This is a genomic window from Arthrobacter sp. Z1-15 (assembly GCF_054792395.1).
In genome coordinates, this window is sequence record NZ_CP096455.1 from 116694 (window position 1) to 136329 (window position 19636).

The following is a 19636-nucleotide window of genomic DNA, read 5'->3' on the forward strand; positions in this document are numbered from 1 at the left end:
GGAGGGGCTGTCCGCTAGACAGCTGACCAGCCGCCGTCTGAGGGCAGGATTGCCCCGCTGATATTCACGCCGTCGTCGCTGAGCAGGAAGGTGATGGACGCTGCAACTGCGTTCGCTTCGACCGGGGAGGGCATGGCCTGCATGGCGGTCTGGATTCGTTGGATGCCGAGTTCCGAGCCGATGGTTGTCTGGATGTTTGTGATGGTCGGGCCTGGGGCGACGGCGTTGACGCGGATGCCGCTGGGCCCGTACATGAAGGCGCTGCTTTTGGTGAGTCCGGCGACAGCGTGCTTGGACGCCGTGTAGGCGGCTCCGGCTGCGGAACCGCGCAGGGCCGCTTCGGAGACGACGTTGACGATGGATCCTGTGCCGCGCCCCAGCATGGTGGGCACGACAGCTCGCGTGAGTTTCATGGTGCCGGTGACATTGATGGCGAACACTCGGTCCCAGACTGCGTCGGAAACTTCATGGACGGGAGTCATGTCATCCATGATTCCCGCGACGTTGGCCAGACCATCGACGTGTTCACCAGCAGCATTGACGACGGACGCGATGTCCTCGTCCCTGGTGATGTCACCCTGGACCGTAATGACGTCCAAGCCAGCGTGGGCTTCGGTGAGTTCCTGTAGCCGCTGCTGGGAAATATCGACGGCTATGACCCGTCCGCCTTCGCGGGCTATCCGCGATGCAGTTGCCCGACCGATTCCAGAGCCTGCACCTGTGACGATGATCGTCTTGCCAGCGAAGCGGCCACCGGTAACGGTTTCCGTCCATGAAGGACTCTCAACGGGAATGTTGCTGCTCATGGGGTTGATCCGATCGTGTTGTGGGAAGTGATGCTGTCGGACAGGGAAGGCTGTCCGACACCTAGGTCGTGGTGAGAACTGAGAGCTGCACCTCTATGTGGCACCTGCTGGCCATGGCTGCCTGATGGGGTGCCCCTGCAACGTGTTCGAACCAGGAGCTTTGCGATGGCGGCCCGGGTTGTGTCCGACGGGCGTGCAGGGTCCGCTGCGAGATACGGGTTGGAGTTTTCGTAGGCGGTGTAGCCAGATCAGGACGGACTCGTTCGTAGTCCCTACAGGTCTGCGCCCGTACGACCGATCAGGTCTGATCCTCCTTGCTCCGGTCTTCGTCGTTTACACAGGCACGACGACTCTAAAAGTCGAATCATAGTTCGACTTTCGCAGGGACTTTACCACAAGAGCGAATCACAGTGCGACATTCAGGTAGTCTGTAGGAAGATCATGAAAACGAGGATCGGCGGAAGGAAGAACTGTGAGTCTCACCGAGACTGTGAAGCCCCCGCGCAGAAGCTACGCGAAGAGTGCAGCGATCCGCCAGAAGGTTCTCGACGCGTGCATCGAGGAGTTCGGCTTGTCGGGATTCCATGGTGCAACGATGAAGGACATTGCCGCCCGCGCCGGTATGAGCCACACGGGGCTCCTGCATCACTTCCCAACCAAAGAATCGCTGTTGCTGGCGGTGCTCGATTATCGCGACGAACGAAGCACAGCTGTATGGCAGGCCGAGCTCGACAAGCTCGGGTTGACTCCCGAGAACACCGTGCGCTCGATGCTGGCGACCGTCGTGGCCAACGAACTCGAACCAGGACTCGCAGCCCTGCACGCGTCCTTATCAGCCGAGGCCACTAACCCTGAGCACCCCGCCCATACGTACTTCCAGGACAGGTACCGCACCTTCCGCACGTACTATCAGGAGCGCTTCGAAGAGATGCTCGATCTGGGACAACTATCGACGCCGATGAATCCGCGGACTCTTTCGTTCATCTTCGTAGCCCTGCTCGACGGGCTCGAGGTGCAGTGGTTGTACGAACAAGACCACTTCCGGATGGAGTCCATCATCGACGAGTTCCTCGACACCATCACGGAGTCAGCAAGGGCCTAGGGGCCGCGCCTCGTGGTGTCGGGTGGGCTTCAACTTACGCCCGGCACGGACAGCGATAACTTTCTCTGCGTCCCCTCCTTCGCGGACGTCTAACGCACGTAGCAAGCACCTCTTGGCGAATTACGTAACGACTGCGGGGCCCCTACATTTGAAATACGTACTCGTGTCGATCAACCTCGGCGGGCAATTTGATCGCACTGAGTTCCACTAGTCCATGACCGGGAAGCCGAACCACGATTCCGGTGCTCGCAATAGCTAGTGGTCAGTCAAACCGGATCACGATTTGGTGTTGCAGCGGCCTTCAGGAGCGCGACGACGCTGCCCGCTCGATTGAGTCCCGACGGTCGACGGAGCGTCAGGAAGTGGTGCTCGGCGAGGTGAGTTGGTGGACTACCGCTTTGGCGACGGAGACGCGGCCGGCCTCGTTCGGGTGCATTAAAGCACCGGAGGGCGCGTAACCACTTACCCGCGGTGCATCCTAATAAACGTCTTTTCCGCGGCTAAATTTAGAAGCGACCACGCGGCGAAACTCCTGCGTTCAAGCGGTTCGACACCGGTCCGGTAGGTCGGTGCCCAGTGTTTCTGGCTCCGTACGGAGCCACAACCCAAGAAGCCGTAACGCGTTTCGATTTCCTGTGCTAACGTTTTCGCCTAATAGAGAGTCGAATCACGATTCGAGTTCTATAGAACACGGCGCTGACGCCGAGCCTGTACGGGATCGTGCCTATGACAGGCGCTGACCATCCCCTGCGTGTGACCGAACAAGGGAGTTCCGTTGTGTCTAATTCTGATCATCAAAGCACGCCCGTAGCGGCTGCTGCTACCGTTCCATCCATATCCTTGGATGTTGCCCAGGCCCGGGGCGCCGAAGAGCTGCGCGACGCGTTGGCGCCTGATGGTGTGGTCGCTGCGACCATGCCGGCCAAGGAGATGGTGGCCCTCTTCGCGGCGCAGTTGGCGCTCTTCATGGCCTTGGTGACCCCCGCCGCTTTCTCACTTCCCATCAAGATCGGCGCACTGGACCCGGCCAACAAGGGCGCGCTCCTGGCGCTGACCATCGGCGTCGCTGCCACGTTTGTGCTGGTCACCAATCCAGTGGCTGGCGTACTCAGCGATCGCACACGGTCGCGTTTCGGACGACGCCGAAGCTTCTTTGTCGGTGGACTGCTCGTGGGCGCTGCTGGTACCGCTGCCGTGGGGTTCGCCTCGTCGTCGTCGATGATCATCGTGGGATGGACCATCGCACTGGTCGGCTACTCGGTGAGCAACCAGGCACAGCTCATCTTCCTCGGCGACCGACTGCCTGAAGCCCAGCGCGGTAAGGTCATGGGCATCTACGGCGCGCTGGCCCAACTGGGCCCGATCGCCGGAATCATCTTGGCCGGATCCTTCACCTCGCAGTTGACCCTGATGTTCCTCATCCCCGCCGCGATCGCACTACTTGGCTGCCTGTGGTTCGCCACTACAATGAACGACCCTAAGTTTGAGGGTGAGGTTCCCACCTTCCGCTTGACGACCCTCACCCGGGGCTTCTACTTCAACCCGCGCAAACATCCGAACTTCGGCTGGACAGTCCTGAGCAAGTTCTTCGTGTACGCGTTCCTCGCAGTCACGAGCCTCTACGGGATCTTCGTGCTCACGACCAAGCTGGGAGTAGAGCCCGCCGCGGCCGGGTCGCTGATCGCAGTTGTCAGCATCGGCGCCGTCGTGGTGGGTATCGTCGGAGCCCTCGCGGGCGGTTTCCTCTCCGACAGGCTGCACTCGCGCAAGCCCTTCCTGGTTATCAGTGCGATCCTGCTCGCAGCCAGCGCTGTCACCATCGCAACCGCCACGTCGGTCCCACAGTTCATCGTCGGCACCTTGCTGACCACCTTCGGGATCGGGGTGTACGGCGCCGTCGATCAGGCCCTGGCGCTGGATACCCTGCCGAGCGAGGAGAACGAGAACGGGCGATACCTTGCCATCTTCGGCCTGGCCAACTCGGTTCCGCAAGCTATTGGGCCGTTCGCGGCCGGGCTGGTGCTAGCCCTCTCCGGGAACAACTACTCGTGGGTCTACTATCTCGGCGCTGCCCTCGCCGTACTCGCAGCCCTCACCATTCTTCCCGTCAACCTCAAACGGCAGGCCACGGTGGCCACGGAGCGCATCCCCACAACGGCGTGACCCCGGCCCTACCAACAGGCCACTGTGAGCGACGCGCACCTTGAGTGATCTTCGTCTGATGACGCCACCTACCTCACCGCCAATCCATCTTCGTCGCGGGCAGCTCCGGGGTCTCCCGATGAATCAGAGCACTCACCGGGCCCAGAGGGATAGGCAAGACCGCCCTGCTGCACCGTGCCGAGAAGGCAGTCCTTGAACATGGGTGGCACCAGACACCGCCCACCCCGGGTCTGCTTGAGCGTCTCAAACACGGTGCTGAAATGCGCCTTCGCGAACTGGGCAAAGGGGCGTCCAAATGGCATATCACCACCGTGCAGTCAGCTTCTTTCGCCATCACTCAGGAATGACCCCGCCTCCCAGGTCAACCTGCGGGAACGAATGACTGAACTGAGAACAGCACCGGCTTGGTGATCACAGTCGATGAGATCCATTCGGTGGATCGCTCCGAACTCGTCCAGTTGTCGGCTACGGGTTAACACCTGCTTCCCATCGCTTTCATTGGGGCCGGGATACCCCAAGCGATTTCTAACCTGCTGAACGATAAAATTGCCACCTTCCTCCGCCGGGCGGACCCCATCGTGCTCGACACTGTTCTCTTTGACGCAGCGAGGGATTCTCTGCGTCAAACCTTCGCGGATAGCAACGTAGCCATCAGTGATGAATCAACTGACAAGTGCGGCCCGCGCCACCGGAGGCTATCCGTTCCTCGTCCAGCTCGTCGGGTATTACGTTTGGCGACTTTCGAAGGTAGGCAATGTCACCGATCAAACACTGAGCAGGGGCATTGAGGCTGCACGCAAACGGCTTGGATTCATGGTCTTGGACCCCGCGCTGGCCGACCTCTCAGACGTTGACCGAACTTTAGAACGGCTGGCTGCGGCAAGGTGGAGTTCACACTCCCCTATCTAACCGAGCACCTCCGCAACCACGTCGTTCAGCTCCACAACCCGGGGCAAGAGTCATGAACACGCCCAGAGATCCCACCGGAAGAAATCGCGTGACTATTCGCTCCGCTGAGCCCGCTGACGATCTTGAATACGGGCGCTCTATACCCAGCAACGAGGACATGGGGGCAGTCGATAACCAGGGACATATCTTTGGATGGTCCAGGGGCAATCATACCTCCGACGCGTGGCGGAGCGTCCCTGAATATGACATGGCCGAGAAATAGCGTTGCTCGTACATCAGGTGGGTGCTTACAGGTGAACATGAGGAAGCGCTACCGAAGTTCTACTGCCGGATGGGTTACCGCTGCACGGAATCCGGGCACGTCCACAGGGGACCGGGGGACCCCCCGAACGACGTTCCGCTACCGGGTCCTGACGTGAGGGCTGGGCGGTCTACCCAAACTTCACGAACTGACGCGATAATCCGCGAATACAAGCTGAGGCTTGGGTAGATGCGAAGACGACACAAGCGGGTGGGGCACGCATTCGCAAGGTCATTGGGAACGCACATCAATATCCCTGGCAGCGTTTCAGCCCTGATCTCGACCGATAGCTTCAGACCGGCCAGACTAGACGGTCCTCAGGTCCACTCCCTTGGTTTCCGGCAACAGCTTCATTGCAACGAACGTCAGGATGCAGAGGACGACAACCAACGCCCCGGACAGCCAGGTGAGATCCATCGACACGAACAGCTGATACACGTACGGTGCGGTGCCGCCAAAACCAGCCACAGAAACCGAGTAGGCGAGGCCGATGCTTTGAGTGCGGTGGGATGTCGGGAAGACCTCCGACATGATTGAGGAGAGCAACGAACCCGAGGCCGCCACGATAACCAAAGCGACTGTCGAAGCGACCAACAGTGTCCAGGGCTCATCAGTAATCATCGCCATCAGCGGGATCTGGAGTACACCCATTGCGATCGCGAAAAAGTAGATTACCGGCTTCCTTCCGACACGGTCGGAAAGCATGCCCCAGAGCGGAAGTGCGCCGAGAGCAACAATCTGCGCAATAACAGTCACCCAATACGCACCCTGGATGGACATTCCCTGCTGCGTGATGGCGTAAGTGGACACGTAGGAGGACCAGGTGTAATGCGCTGCTGTGACACCTGACACCATTCCGATGATGAGGAGGATCGAGACCCAGCGTGGACGCGGTTTCCGAGCTCCGGCACCCCCGCCTGCGGCACCTTCCTTCGCTGGCGTAGATACCGGAACCGGTGACCCCACGGTCTCGTTGCTTTTCTCGTCGAAAACTTCGGATTCGTGCATTCCGCGCCGGAGGTAGAGAGCGAATACCGCACCGAATGCGCCCAGGAAGAACGGAATCCTCCAACCCCACTCGGCCACTTGCGTTTCCGCGAGAACAAGCGAGATGATGCCACCCAGCACATATGCGATGACTGAACCACCGAAAATGGCAACGAAGACGAGGCTTCCCCATTGCCCACGCTTCTCACGGGGAGCAATCTCGGGAATATAACTGTTCGCTGTGGCCGACTCGCCACCGTGGGCGAAGCCCTGAATCATCCGGACCAAGAGCAGGCCGATGGACGCGCCCAGACCGATGGTGTCATACGACGGCATGAGCCCAATCGCCACGGAGGCCAGGGCCATCATGATCATCGTTGTGATCATGACCTTCTTTCGTCCAGTACGGTCCGAAATAGCTCCGAACACAACGCCGCCGAGCGGACGCATGAGGAAGCCGACCGCGAAGACTGCCAACGTCGAGAGGAGAGCCGAGGCAGGGTCTGATTGGTTGAACATCGCGGCCGCGATGAAAGGTGCGAATACCGCGTAGGAGCTCCATTCGTACCACTCCAACAACTGGCCAATCGTACTGGCACGAAGGGATCTTCGGCTCTGTTTACGAGCTGCTTGATCCGTTTCAACAGCGGAGTTTTTTGCATCTAATTTGGTCATTGCAGTCCCTTTAATCCTTCTCATCTCGAGATTGTGTCGCGTTCAATTTCAATACCCTCGCATCGCCTTAATCTGGTTTTTATGGGGAAACGCTGATCCTAAGCACGACATTTGCCAATCTCATCTGCTTCAACGTATGAAGTTCTCCCTGACCTCCGTGCCCACGGACGACAGGACGATTAGCCACATCTTCACGAAGAGGAAATGCCATACTCCGGAGCTGATCGTGCGCAATCTACTGAAGGCCGACCGGCTACTCCGCAAGGCTGCACGGGCAGGACGCCTCCGGATACAGGCGGGCATCGACCGACCGAGTTTTAGACCTCCGAGCCTCGTCCGTCGTCAACGAGATGACAGTTTCACTGGCCGGGGAAGCCCGTGTCAAATGTCACATTGAGGGGTTGACGCGGGGCCGTGAATACGATTTCATAGGCGTGAATACGATTTCCCATTGACGGCGGGCCCCGATGACGCCGAGGAACGAGGCAAGAGTTGACGAACGATACGGAAACCATTGCGTCCGTGATGAGCCGTGGCGGCCGCCCCGCCAACAGCCGTAGCGAGATCAAGATCATCGATACCACTTTGCGTGACGGGCATCAGAGCATTTGGGCCACAAGGATGCGGACCGAGCACATCGAGCAGCTGGCCGCCGACTTCGATGCGGCTGGCTATGAGCACGTCGATCTCGTCGCGCCGATCCAGTTCGACGTCGCGGTCCGCTATCTCAGGGAAGACCCGTGGGAACGTGTGCGGAAAGCTCATGAGCTCGCCCCGAACACCAAGTTCCGGGCGCTCATCCGCTCACGCAACATCGCGGCCTTCGATTTTCTCCCCGATGACGTGATCATGGCCTGGGTCGAACGCCTGTACGCGAACGGTTTCCGGGTCATCGGTTCTTTCGACGGGCTCAATGACATCGACAACATCGCCCCGGGATTGCGCCGGGCAAAGGAACTGGGAGCTGAAACATTCGGTGCGGTTTCGTTCTGCGAGAGTCCCGTTCACACCGATGATCTCTTCGTATCGAAGGCGCAGGAGCTCATCGAGAAAGCGGACGTGGATCGCATCATGCTCAAGGATGCCGGCGGTCTGCTCACTCCCGAGCGCATCCGCTCGCTTGTCCCTGCGCTCAAGGCAGTCATGGGCGGACGTCCACTCGAAGTCCACACGCACTCGCTCACCGGTTTGGCACCACTGGTGTGCCTCGAGGCGGCAGAGGCCGGCGCCGACTCGCTGCACCTTTCAGTCGCCCCTCTCGCGGCGGGAAACGGTCAGCCCTCCGTACAGAACGTCGTTCGCGATCTGCGCGCCTTGGGTTACACGGTGAATCTCGATGACGAGAAGATCGGCGAGATCAGCGACAAGATCCGCACGATCGCTGAAGCCGAGGGGAAGCCGCTAGGCGAGCCGATCGAGTACAACGGGATGCACTTCATGCATCAAACCCCAGGTGGGATGCTGTCGAACTTCCGTTCTCAGCTCGCAACCGCGGGCCTTGGGGATCGATATGAAGAGCTGCTGGTCGAGATTGCGCGGGTGCGCTCCGAACTTGCCTACCCGATCATGATTACGCCGTTCGCCCAGTTTGTGGGCACCCAGGCGGCAATGAACGTCTCGATCGGTGAACGATACAAGATCGTGCCGAATGAGATCAAAAAATACGTCCTCGGGTACTACGGTGAACTGCTTGCCGAAATCGATCCCGAGTTGCGTCAGAAGATCATCGACAACGGTGCTTCCGACATCCCGCTGGAGCCCTCAGAACCTGAGCCCATGCTCGATGACCTTGCCGCTCAATACCCCGACGAATCCATTGAATTCCATCTGTTGCGCGCGATGTTCGCGGGGGATCAGGTTGACGAAATGAAGAAGACGGTGGCCGAAGGCGGCAATCTGGACGAAATCCCGATGCCTCTGCTGGGAATCGTGAAGTCGCTTTATGAAAACGGCCGGCCCGGAGTCAATTCCTTGACTGCTGGAGACTTGCACATCAACATCCTCAAAGGAGAGAACTAACCATGGCGCTGAACCAGCCTAACGTCCGCGAACTCAAGTCCCTCGTCGAATGGGTGAACGTCAACCCCGACGTGCGAGAGCTCTCCATCAAGTACGGCGACGTCGAGCTCTTTGTATCGCGAAACGAGCGCACCCTCGTTGCCCCCGCGGCACCTGCCCCCGTCGCCGCACCGCAGCAGCAGCCCGCCCCTGTACCCGCCGCTGCGCCTTCGTCCGCGGCAGCTCCTGCCCCTGCCCCTGCCCCTGCCCCTGCCCCTGCCCCTGCACCAGCCAATGACGCTCCGCCCAAGCCGACGGCAGCTCCCGCCGCGGGGGACGAAGTGGTCATTACTGCACCGATGGTCGGAACGTTCTACGCGTCCCCCAAGCCGGGGGCCCCCGCTTTCGTCAAGGTGGGGCAGCGTGTCTCGCCGGACTCCGTCCTGGGCATCCTTGAGGTCATGAAGCTGATGAACAACGTGGAAGCCACGGTTGACGGCGTCGTTACCGAGATTTTGGTGGAGAACAACCAAGCGGTCGAGTTCGGCCAGCCGATGATGGTGATCAAGCGTGACGTCTAAGCAACTCAACAGCATTCTCATCGCCAACCGTGGCGAGATCGCCCTCCGCATCATCCGTGCGTGCAAGGAATTGGGGGTCACCAGCGTCCTGGCCTATTCCGAGGCCGACAGGGGCTCCCTTCCCGTGAAGCTTGCGGACCGGGCGGTCTGTATCGGGCCGGCCAGTGCGGCGAAGAGCTATCAAGACCCGCGTGCCATCATCAGCGCCGCACTCGCTTTCAAAGTCGACGCGATTCATCCCGGTTACGGCTTCCTTGCCGAGAACCCCGATTTCGCGGAAATGTGCGAGACCGAGGGCGTCGGATTCGTCGGCCCCACTTCGAGCATCATCCGAAGCATGGGCGACAAGATCCAGGCCAAGAAGATCGCACGCCGTGCCGGCATTCCGACAGTTCCAGGCTCGGACGGTGCCATCGCTGAGCATGCCGAGGCGGTTGCTGTGGCAAACGACGTCGGTTATCCCCTGCTCATCAAGGCCTCCGCGGGTGGCGGCGGCCGCGGCATGCGGGTTGTCGAATCGGCGGAGACGCTTGAGCGTGATCTGAGCGAGATTATGGCCGAGGCGGAGACCGCCTTCGGCGACCGTTCGGTGTACCTCGAGCGCTACCTCACCGACATCCGCCACATCGAGATCCAAGTCGTGTCCGACGGCCAATCGACTGTGCATCTGGGTGAACGTGACTGCACCGCTCAGCGGCGCAACCAAAAACTCGTCGAGGAGGCCCCCTCGCCGGTACTTGATGACGAGCTGCGGAAAAGTCTTGCTAATGCGGCAGTCGCGTTGTGCCAGGAAGTTGGCTATCGCAACGCTGGAACAGTGGAGTTCGTGTTCGACAACATCGAGCGGAAGTACTACTTCATCGAGATGAACACTCGAATCCAGGTCGAACATCCGGTGTCCGAGATGGTCACTGGCATCGACCTCATCAAGCTCCAGCTTGAAATAGCGGCGGGCAACCCTTTGCCCCTGACCCAGGATGACATTCACATCCGCGGTCACGCGATCGAGTGCCGTATAAACGCTGAGGATCCCGCCCAGGGATTCATGCCGAGGCCCGGCCGCATCGAGTCCTTCCGTGCGCCCGGCGGCTTCGGCGTCCGTCTTGACACCCACATCGAGGCCGGATACGTGATTCCCCCGTTTTACGACTCGATGATCGGCAAGCTGATCGTCTGGGGCAATGACCGAGACGAAGCTATTTCTCGTGCGCTACGGGCTCTCAAGGAGATGAAAGTTGAAGGCGTCACGACGACTGCCGGCTTCCAGGCCGGGATCCTCAACAGTGAGGTGTTCCGCAGCGGTCACTTCAACACCGCGTTCGTCGCAAAGTTCCTTGAGAGTCAGGCAGCTACATCTGACATGTAGGGGCCTTTGTTTAGAGGGCAGGCCGAGGTGCCGTCCGGATTACCTCCTGACGGCACCTCTTGGTGATCCACATTGGTGCCGGCTGGGCAAGGGTATCGATGGACACGTGAAGGTCATGATTCCTCACCCCACCGGACGTGAGAAGCTGAAACGGCGCCGCAGATCGCGACGGATGGGAGGGAGAAAGATGTTGATGCTTACGGGCAGGGAGATAGCGCAGTTGGCGGGAGTATCACAAGCCACAGTGTCGCGCGTCGTGCAGGGCTCGACCCGCGTCAGCGAAGAGAACCGCCGCCGGGTCGAAGAAGCCATGGCTAAGTACGGATACGTGCCCAACGCGCAGGCGCGTGCGATGCGCACCCAGCGCTCGGGGACGATCGGTGTCATCGTAGGCGAATTCACCAACCCCTGGTATCCCGTCATGATGTATGCGTTAGCTCGGGAGATCAACCGCGCTGACCTCCGTATCAACTTCTGGGTATCCGACGGCGGGAACAGTGAACAGGCAGCGATCGAGGCGATCCGTTCAAAGCTCATCGACGGACTGATCTTCACGACCGCAACGCGTGAGTCGCAGGCGTTACGCATCGCACTTGACTTGAGCCTTCCCGTTGTGCTCGTCAACCGAAGTCTTGAGGAGATCACAAGCGACCAGGTGGTTGGCGACAATATTGGCGGTGGGGCGTCAATCGCAACCCACTTTCTCACTCACGGTCGCACCAGCGTCGCCGTTGTCGGTGGTGGTCCGTGGGTCAGCACGGGACGAGAAAGGCGCAAGGGATTCTTGGACGTTTTTGCCGATGCCGGAATCCACATCCCGCCTGCCCGCGCCCCCGAAACGAATTTCACCCATCAGGCAGGCCTTGACGCTGGAAGGCTGTTGTTGGCTGATGACCCGCCGCATGCCATCTTCTGCGCCACTGACATCATCGCGTTTGGTGTGATCGACGCAGCAAAAGAGCGTGGTCTGCGTGTGCCCGAGGATCTATGGGTCGCGGGCTACGACGATATCCCGATGTCGGCGTGGAAAGTTCTTGACCTGACGACGGTACGCCAGCCCATAGACGAAATGGCCAGATTGTCGCTCCAGATTCTCCTCACCCGAATTAACAACGCCAAGGCCGAGGTTGAACAAAAACGTTTTCCGACGGAACTCGTTTTACGTGGGTCCACGGGTAACACGCCCATGTGAACGCTACCGCTTGGCCCAGGAAAACCTCAATGAAACAGGTAAGTAAGGACACTAGTGCCACGCGGTGAGTCTGCAATGGCGTTGCCCGCGTCGAGTCGAGGGAGGGTACAGGTGGGAAGAATTCCGGGTAGCCCTGTCGACGAACAGACGCGGTGTATTCATTACCGCACACTGCTGGACGTCGTCACGATATAGTGCCGGTGCTGCCGCCAGTACTTCCCCTGTCATCTCTGTCACCAGAAGAACACGGATCATTGCCGGTGCAGTGGCCGGCCGATGAGCTCGACGCAGCGGCCGCCCTCCGCGGGGCCTGCAAGATCGAATATCTCTTGGTGCTGAATGCCAGTGTGGAGAGGCAAAAAAGGGTATCCGGAGCTGACAGGCCAAGCAGCAGATCAGGCCTTAAAGCTGGTCAGTTTGAACGAAACAAGTTTGCGCGTCTGCAGGTATAGATCTGCCAGTGAGTCGTATCGTGGCTAGGCTCAGAAGTCCCCAAGACAATAACCTCTGCGCTAGCACCCGGAAACGGTATCGCACTGCAAACTCAAATTTATACTGTACTTACAGCAGATGATGACTTGGTGTGGGCAGCAGTTCCGGTTGGTCCGTTTCAACGGCTTTGACCCAGGACTCCACTTCGGCCTCGAACCTCTCGGGTTCCGCGTTCCATTCGCATTGATGAGGGACCGGAGGGAACTCCTTGAGCGTGACCTCGTTCCGGTTGACCTTTGCAAAGGCCTCTGTCAGCGAGAAGGGAACTTCCGTGTCCCCGCGCGAATGAAAGACCAGTGCGGGAACATGGAGACGGTTGGCGCTTCGTGTCCAGTCCAGGCTCTTGAAGTCCACGGGAACAGTGAGTCCCGCCAAGCGTCTCAACAGTGTGTTGGAGAGTATGTGCGGTGCCAGGGCTGCAAGAGGGCCTGGCAAACCGGCTGCTCGAGCATTTTCGACGATCACAGCCTCTGTATTTGGTCCTGGTGACACCAAGACCAGTCCCGCAATAAGGTGCCGGTACTTGGACGTTTCGCTGAGGAGAAGGGAAATTGTTGCTCCCATCGACCACCCGATGAGATAGATTCTTTCCGCTCCGTGATCAACCGCGTATGCGATGGATTCTTCGACATCGGCGGTTTCCCGGCCACCGTAGTGGCACACTTCCCCATGGTCGTGATTCTCTGCATCTCCGTAATAGGAAGACACCAGAGACGTCATCCCAAGCTTCGCTGACGAGGGAATGCTGCGAAGCATCGAGTAGCGGGATGAGCGCAGGCCGTGAACGTGGATTGCCCAGACGTCCTTTCGGGATGATTCCGCTGGATGAAAGACCCAGGCTGGGAGCTCCCGCTCCGCTCGGCCAAGCTTGACCTCCTCAAACGGGAGGCCCAGCTGCTCGGGTGAGGCACTGACTTGACCGGTCCAGGCACCGCGCAGCTCTCCCGCAGAGCGCGAGCCGGTCCAGCGGGTTATCCCACGGGTTACCCGACCGTCGCTTAGCCGGATTATGCTCCCAACAGTTATGTGGGCATCAGGAAGTACTATTCCGTACACTCCTGGAGCGGTGGTTTTCGCATCCGCTGTCAGTGTCACTTCTTTGTGATCAGCAGAGACAGTGATCTCACGCTGTTTCGGATCCTTCCACGACGTCATCTTCTGCCCTAGGGCCGCCGCTCCGATTGTTGGCAGCGATAAGGCAACGGCAGTCCAGCCAAAAAGCCATTTCTTGGACGTCATCCGGGTCTTCCTAACGTGTTGGGGAGGTTGGGAGGGGAAATTCAGTAAGGAGTTCGTCGGCCTTCTGAGTGAGTGCCAGCTCCGCACTGTTAAGGATGAAACCTCCGAGAGTCATGAAGTCTCGTACAAGGATCAGACCCTGGTAGCAGGAATTCTTAGGATCTAAGAGTATTGCGGCCGGCTCAGGTGTGTTTGTTTGGGTCCGGCTCAGGATTTTGCGGATCCTGAACGCGTAGTAAACAAATTGGTGATACCGGATGAGGGAAATAAGGGAACCGCGAAGGAAACGCACGCAGAGAGCGATGACACCAGCAAAAAAGAGGGCAATGTAGACCTTGTAGAGGAATGCGGGTATGCCCGGGTCCACGAGCCGCGTGTGCTGGAGCCATAGCAGCCCGATATCGATCACATTTCCTAGAATCACTAGGGCGAACCCCGTCAGGAAGGTCTTGGACCGCGGTGGAGTCTTCCAAACCGCACCCAGAGAAAGAAGAGAAATAGAGGCTACACTCCCCAGATAGATGCTGAGGTAAATAGCGGTCCACGGCTGCTCGATGAGGGTGGCGATGAATCCCTCAACGGACTCAAATTCCTCTTGCTTACCCTGGATGAAACCAAAGGATAGTGAACTGGAAGCTAAAGCGAACAGCAGCCCGGGATAGTAGTACCGAGGCAGCGGCCGGGATGTATAAATCAGGATTGCCTGATACATGAAGTGGAAAGACAGTGTGGTCGAGGTCGATCCGAGGATGTTCCAATATCCTTCTGATCCCAGCACAGCGTCCAGCGCCGGAACGGGGATCAGAAATCCCAGGCAGATGACGGCAAGCAAGCCAAATGCGCCGGCTAACCACCCGGGCCGGGAGGCCGTGCTATGCAGGGCATAGGGTGCCCGTACCACCAGAATAATTGCGGTCAGGCAGAGCAGCAGGGTGGAAGGTTCCCGCATCAGCCGAAGGCCTGGCTACTGCGTGGTTTTCTGCTGATAAGGGCGGCGATCCGGTAGGCAAGGAACTCGGCTTCCCGTTCTGCGTCATTCCATAACAGCTGCTGCGCGGGATCTGCGTCTGGGGCTGCTGCGGGCCGCTCACAGTAGCTGTGGCCGCTTAGCAGATGACCCAGCTCATGGAACAGACTGTGCATTTGATAGGAGCGCGGATCTATGCCTCTAAAGACGATGAAAACGAAGTCCAGGGTGATGGCGAAACTACCCGTTGTTGTCTTGAACCTCTCATCCACGGTCGATTCAAGCACAATCGGTTTTCCGATGAGCTCAGCAACTGCTTCGACGACCTCATTTGCCGTCATCCCCGGAGCCAGCTGGATTCTGTTGAGGGATTCCTCAGCTCTGCTTCGGGACGGGGGTGAGATTCTAATGGGCTGTTTGTCGTACTTGATCGGCACGAGGTCAGTCCTTTTCTGCTGTACCCAGTCTCTTTTGGACCAGCTCTGCTAAGGCCTGAAGGGCACCCGCGTCCAGCGTTCCTCGGCCTCCAAATCTTGTTACACCGGCAATTGTGAGAGCATTTTCGGCCCGCATTCGGTTTTCTACCTCACGAATGGTGTGCTCATCGTCTGTGAGTAGATAACTTACTGTTCCGGTGAGTACTTCTGAAAGGTTCTGCAGAAAATATTCGCTAGCTGGTCCGCCCTGCTCCACGAGGGCATTCCAGGATTTGAGAGTCACTGTTATCTGGCGGGCCGCCAGCAGAGGGCTGTACTTTTCGTATGCCGTCTGCACGTTTCCGCCGTCTTTGATGTCTATTACCGTGCGCAGGCGCAGCGCCACCGAGGCGGAACGGTTGGTCTGGACCTCAGACACAGCCCCGGCTGTCAAAAGTTTTTCCACCGGTGATTGTTGCGGACCAAACCGATTCTGCAAAACATTTGCGGGAGCGACCGCACTTTGGAGTTCGCGTAACAACTCCACCAGCATGCTGGTGTGTTCCGCAGGGTTGCCACCGGAATATTTTTTAAACAGAGAAAAGTCAGCGTCGATGATCTGAGCGGCTAGGGCTGTTCCATCGGGGGTGAGTGACCAGAGGACTTTTCTTTTGTCGGCGCCTGACCCACGAACGACCAATCCCTTAGCTGCAAGGGAATCAACGGATCGAAACGGGTCGCGGTTCAGCAGCAGCATCTCACCGAGTTCCACCATCGAACAAGAGCCTGCTTCATTTAGCACCAGAAGAATTTCTACCTGGGCACTTGTGAGATCCCTGATGTTTTCCTGTTCCAGAACGGAGCGTTCCCACTCGCGGGAGAGGGAAAGCAGCAGGTAACGAAGCTCAGACGGAGCCAGCTGTTGTTCGGACATAGCTCCCTAGCGTCGGTATAAGTCCCAAGAATCCTTAGCCCAGTCTAACGCGGACATCGCTGACAGCCTTCCTCCAAGACATATCTTGCAGAGTACATGCCTGAAAAATGTGCACATGTACTGCTATAGCATTCGGCACCGAACACTTATGGTGCATGTGCAGTAGATCGTGTTAGATTGGGTGCACCATCCGGGTTGATGCTTCGGGCTCGCTGGTGACAGGCCCCGGCGAGGGGCGCAGCGTCGGAATGACCACGAGAGAGCAGGGTTCAATGGAGGCGTTCTCAAACACTCAACGGCGACTGAATCGTCGATCGAGGACCCTCTTACTCACCGGCGGCCGGTCATGAGCCAACCCAAAACCATGAGCCTGGTAACGCTCATCGCGGTACCTGGAATCTTCTTCGGATCAGTCCTGTCCATACCGTTGTTGCTTGCCCCGGCCGGTGCCTCGGCTACTGACTGTGGTTCTTCGGCTCCTGGCTCTTCGATAGTTGTTCCCTTGTCCGAGGGCACGAAGGTGGAGGGATTCGATGATGAGCAGCTAGGAAATGCTGCCGCAATTATCGGAGCCGGCAAGGCGCTCAGCCTGTCGTCCACAGGGCAGGCAATCAGCGTCATGGTTGCCCTGGGAGAGTCCGGCCTACGCGTCCTGGACTACGGAGACGGGGCCGGCCCTGATTCCCGCGGCTTGTTCCAGCAGCGTGATAACGGGGCCTGGGGCTCATACGAGGACCGTATGGACCCCACGATTAGCGCTACAAACTTTATTAAGGCGCTGCAGGCTGTTCCCGGCTGGGAACAGCTGGAACCGACCATCGCCGGAAACAGAGTCCAGCGCAACGCTGACCCCTATCACTATGCGAAGTATTGGGCGGACGCCCTAAGGATCGTCCAGGCCCTTTCGGATACGCCGTTCGAACCCTCCGAATGCGCGGTTATTCCGGGCAGCTCCGGGGCGGGGGATGACTATCCGTGGCCAGGTCATCCAACCTGGCTGCAGGTCGGCGCCAATGCTGCCAGCACGTCCCCGCTGGGCATGTACTACCGGGAGTGCGTGGACTTCGCCCTGTGGCGGGTCAACCAGCAAATGGGCTCCACCAGCGAACCTTTTAAATTCCTCAACGGCACCTTCCGTCCCGACGGCGTGAATCTGGGTTCGGCGCTGACATGGAAAGACGGTTGGGACGCCAAAGGCTGGCCCACCGGCTCCGTTCCCCGCGTCGGAGCTGTCGTCTGGTATGCCCCCGGCGATGCGGGAGCGGACCCCAACTTCGGACATGTTGCCGTGGTCAAAGAGGTCAAGGACGACGGGACCTACGTCGAAGAGGGATACAACGGCAACCCGCCCCCGGATGACCACAACTACTACACCCGAACAGTCAACAACGGCGCCCCCTCAGCTTTCCTGTACCTGCCGTCGCAAGAGGAGAAGAAATGAAAAAATCTGCGGCTCTGCTCGCTGTGGCCCTGCTGTGTGTTTCGTGCGGATCAGACGCCGGAACAGATCAGGCATCAGAGGATGAAACTGCCACTGCCTCGCCTACAGCGTCCGCGCCGGTCTCTTTAAGTGCTGACGGCGGTCCCCAGGCACCGGGTTCGACGGCATCCCCGTCCACGGGCATCCCCTGGGATCAGACCAGCAAGGACGAAGCCGTGAAGGTGGCTCAGGACGCAATGGCTGATTTCGCCCGCCCCAATGCGGACGAGAAGGAATGGGCCAACGATCTGGCCCGCTGGCTCACCCCGCAGGCCACCGCTGATTACTCGTCCGTGGACCCGGCAAATATCCCGGCCAGCAGCGTCACCGGCCCGGCCACGCTCACGGTCGATGAAGCCAACGGTTACGGGGCCACCGCCTCGGTTCCCACGAACGCCGGGAACTACACGCTGCAGCTGCTTCGTACGGGCAAGGACGCCCCCTGGAAGGTCAACCGGCTTACTCCGCCCTCCTCCTAACGCCTTCAACCTCCAAGCACCCCACAGACAAAGGAAGAAAGCACATGAGCAGTACACAAACGGAAGTCCTGGCATTCCCCAAAATCACGGCCATCGTCCGTGAAAACGGAACCGCTGAGGTCATCGTGGCCGGGAACTCCCGCCACGTTCCCGCCGGAGATTCGGTGCAGGAGCTGCGCAGCAATGCCCTGGACGTTGTGGTTGGTGAGGCAAAGACGCTGCAACGCCCCGTTAGGGTCCGGATCGAAGATCCAGACGGGCACGGTGAACTGATCGTGCACCCTGATCACACGATTGAATCCGTGTCCTACGAAACCAGGCCCTCCCGCCGTCGGACACAGGCACCAAAGGCGACTCGCGAACCGGCTGCCCCTGCTGTGATTGTCACCGAGCCCGAAGCGGTGCCTGAAGCCGTCTCCGAACTCATAGAGCCTCCCGCACCCGAGCCGCCGCTAAACACGGACGAACCGGAGCCGGCGCCTACCCAACTTCAACCGGCCGCAGGAGAACCGGAAGTCCCGCAAGCTGAGTCCCCTGCTCAGTCAGAGTCCGGCACTGATACGGAAGCACCGACACGGCGCAGTTTGAAGGAAACCTCCTTCCTGGTCAGCGCACCGGTCCTGGAACCGGCCACACAGGGTTGGCGCGGGGCCCTGACCCGGCTGGGAATCCGGATGGCCCCCTCGGCCGAAGAACTCTCCGAACGTGAAGATATTCGCACCGTCAGCCAGCATTGGCCCGGTCCCCGCACCGTGGCAGTCGTGAACCGCAAGGGCGGAGCGAACAAGACTCCTACCGTTGTCATGCTTTCAGCCGTGCTGGCCCGTTACAGCGGTGCTGCCACCGTGGCCTGGGACAACAACGAATCCCAGGGAACGCTGGGCTGGCGGACGGAAAAGGGTTCCCACGACCGCAGCGTCCTGGACCTGATCGATTCCTCTGAATCCCTTCTCTCGCCTTCCACCAGCGCGGCTGAAATCGCGAAGTTCGTGCACCACCAGACCGGGGATAAATTCGACGTCCTGCGCTCGGACGAAAACGAGGAAGGCGACCACGAAGTCACCGCCGAAGAAGTGGACATCGCCCATCAGGTCCTGACCCGGTACTACCGGCTTGTGGTGATGGACTCGGGCAACACCGCACGTGCCGCTAACTGGCGCAGAATGATTGACCACACCAACCAGCTGGTGGTTCCTGTGACCGCTATTGAGGACCGGGCAGAAGCAGCCCGGCTGACGCTGCAAACCCTGGAATCCCGTGGTGGCCACAATGCCGAACTGGCCCGTAACGCCGTAGTGATCGTCTCCGAATCCACCGACGCCAAGCGCAGCATGAGCGGAGATGCCCTAAAGAGGGCCAAGGACGAAGCTCGACGCATTGCAGACGGGTTCGAACCGTTTGTCCGGTCCGTCGTGCGCATCCCCTATGACCCCGCCCTGGTCAACGGCCCCATCCGCTACGAAGCCCTCCAACCGGCAACACGGCGGGCTTGGCTTGCCGCCGCCGCTGCCGTAGCCAACGGCTTCTAGCTTCCAAAACACACCGGCCA

General features: G+C 59.4%; 15 protein-coding genes. 9 read left to right on the forward strand and 6 right to left on the reverse strand.

Annotated elements, in window-relative coordinates:
* Positions 1-14: 14 nt before the first annotated feature.
* On the reverse strand, positions 15-806 hold the full coding sequence (locus tag M1D40_RS18765) for an SDR family NAD(P)-dependent oxidoreductase (RefSeq protein ID WP_461171121.1): 792 nt from the start codon (positions 804-806) through the stop codon (positions 15-17).
* A 472-nt stretch (positions 807-1278) separates the two neighbouring features.
* Here M1D40_RS18765 and M1D40_RS18770 point away from each other — a divergent pair, with 472 nt between their 5' ends.
* Together M1D40_RS18770 and M1D40_RS18775 are read left to right on the forward strand one after the other, a co-directional pair.
* Positions 1279-1908 carry a TetR/AcrR family transcriptional regulator gene (locus tag M1D40_RS18770; protein ID WP_461171122.1) on the forward strand — a complete coding sequence of 210 codons (630 nt, stop codon included), beginning with the start codon at positions 1279-1281 and terminating at the stop codon, positions 1906-1908.
* 777 nt (positions 1909-2685) lie between these two features.
* Positions 2686-4071 carry an MFS transporter gene (locus M1D40_RS18775; protein ID WP_461171123.1) on the forward strand — a complete coding sequence of 462 codons (1386 nt, stop codon included), beginning with the start codon at positions 2686-2688 and terminating at the stop codon, positions 4069-4071.
* A 1516-nt stretch (positions 4072-5587) separates the two neighbouring features.
* Here M1D40_RS18775 and M1D40_RS18780 read toward each other — a convergent pair.
* Positions 5588-6943, reverse strand: coding sequence for an MFS transporter (locus M1D40_RS18780; RefSeq protein WP_461171124.1), 1356 nt, complete (start codon positions 6941-6943; stop codon positions 5588-5590).
* Between the two features lie 492 nt (positions 6944-7435).
* Here M1D40_RS18780 and M1D40_RS18785 point away from each other — a divergent pair, with 492 nt between their 5' ends.
* The 4 genes from M1D40_RS18785 (at position 7436) to M1D40_RS18800 (ending at position 12080) form a co-directional block, all read left to right on the forward strand.
* Positions 7436-8962: a pyruvate carboxylase subunit B gene (locus M1D40_RS18785; RefSeq protein ID WP_461171125.1), complete on the forward strand. Its 1527-nt coding sequence runs from the start codon at positions 7436-7438 to the stop codon at positions 8960-8962.
* A gap of 2 nt (positions 8963-8964) precedes the next feature.
* The gene (gene accB, locus M1D40_RS18790) at positions 8965-9522 is read left to right on the forward strand and encodes an acetyl-CoA carboxylase biotin carboxyl carrier protein (protein WP_461171126.1); all 558 of its coding nucleotides are present in this window, start codon (positions 8965-8967) and stop codon (positions 9520-9522) included.
* Positions 9512-10888: an acetyl-CoA carboxylase biotin carboxylase subunit gene (accC, locus tag M1D40_RS18795; protein ID WP_461171127.1), complete on the forward strand. Its 1377-nt coding sequence runs from the start codon at positions 9512-9514 to the stop codon at positions 10886-10888. Before accB ends, accC begins: the two co-directional genes overlap by 11 nt.
* A gap of 115 nt (positions 10889-11003) precedes the next feature.
* On the forward strand, positions 11004-12080 hold the full coding sequence (locus M1D40_RS18800) for a LacI family DNA-binding transcriptional regulator (RefSeq protein WP_461171231.1): 1077 nt from the start codon (positions 11004-11006) through the stop codon (positions 12078-12080).
* A gap of 561 nt (positions 12081-12641) precedes the next feature.
* Here M1D40_RS18800 and M1D40_RS18805 read toward each other — a convergent pair.
* From M1D40_RS18805 to M1D40_RS18820, 4 genes are read right to left on the reverse strand one after another with little or no spacing between them, the layout of a single operon-like run.
* Positions 12642-13811: an alpha/beta hydrolase gene (locus M1D40_RS18805; protein WP_461171128.1), complete on the reverse strand. Its 1170-nt coding sequence runs from the start codon at positions 13809-13811 to the stop codon at positions 12642-12644.
* Positions 13812-13821: 10 nt separating this feature from the next.
* Positions 13822-14760: a hypothetical protein gene (locus M1D40_RS18810; RefSeq protein ID WP_461171129.1), complete on the reverse strand. Its 939-nt coding sequence runs from the start codon at positions 14758-14760 to the stop codon at positions 13822-13824.
* The gene (locus M1D40_RS18815; RefSeq protein ID WP_461171130.1) at positions 14760-15215 is read right to left on the reverse strand and encodes a hypothetical protein; all 456 of its coding nucleotides are present in this window, start codon (positions 15213-15215) and stop codon (positions 14760-14762) included. Before M1D40_RS18815 ends, M1D40_RS18810 begins: the two co-directional genes overlap by 1 nt.
* Before the next feature lie 4 nt (positions 15216-15219).
* On the reverse strand, positions 15220-16128 hold the full coding sequence (locus tag M1D40_RS18820; RefSeq protein ID WP_461171131.1) for a MarR family winged helix-turn-helix transcriptional regulator: 909 nt from the start codon (positions 16126-16128) through the stop codon (positions 15220-15222).
* Positions 16129-16630: 502 nt separating this feature from the next.
* Here M1D40_RS18820 and M1D40_RS18825 point away from each other — a divergent pair.
* From M1D40_RS18825 to M1D40_RS18835, 3 genes are read left to right on the forward strand one after another with little or no spacing between them, the layout of a single operon-like run.
* Positions 16631-17569 carry a CHAP domain-containing protein gene (locus tag M1D40_RS18825; protein ID WP_461171132.1) on the forward strand — a complete coding sequence of 313 codons (939 nt, stop codon included), beginning with the start codon at positions 16631-16633 and terminating at the stop codon, positions 17567-17569.
* Complete coding sequence (locus M1D40_RS18830) at positions 17566-18087, forward strand: hypothetical protein (protein ID WP_461171133.1); 522 nt, start codon at positions 17566-17568, stop codon at positions 18085-18087. Before M1D40_RS18825 ends, M1D40_RS18830 begins: the two co-directional genes overlap by 4 nt.
* A 44-nt stretch (positions 18088-18131) precedes the next feature.
* Complete coding sequence (locus M1D40_RS18835) at positions 18132-19616, forward strand: MinD/ParA family ATP-binding protein (protein WP_461171134.1); 1485 nt, start codon at positions 18132-18134, stop codon at positions 19614-19616.
* Positions 19617-19636 lie beyond the last annotated feature (20 nt).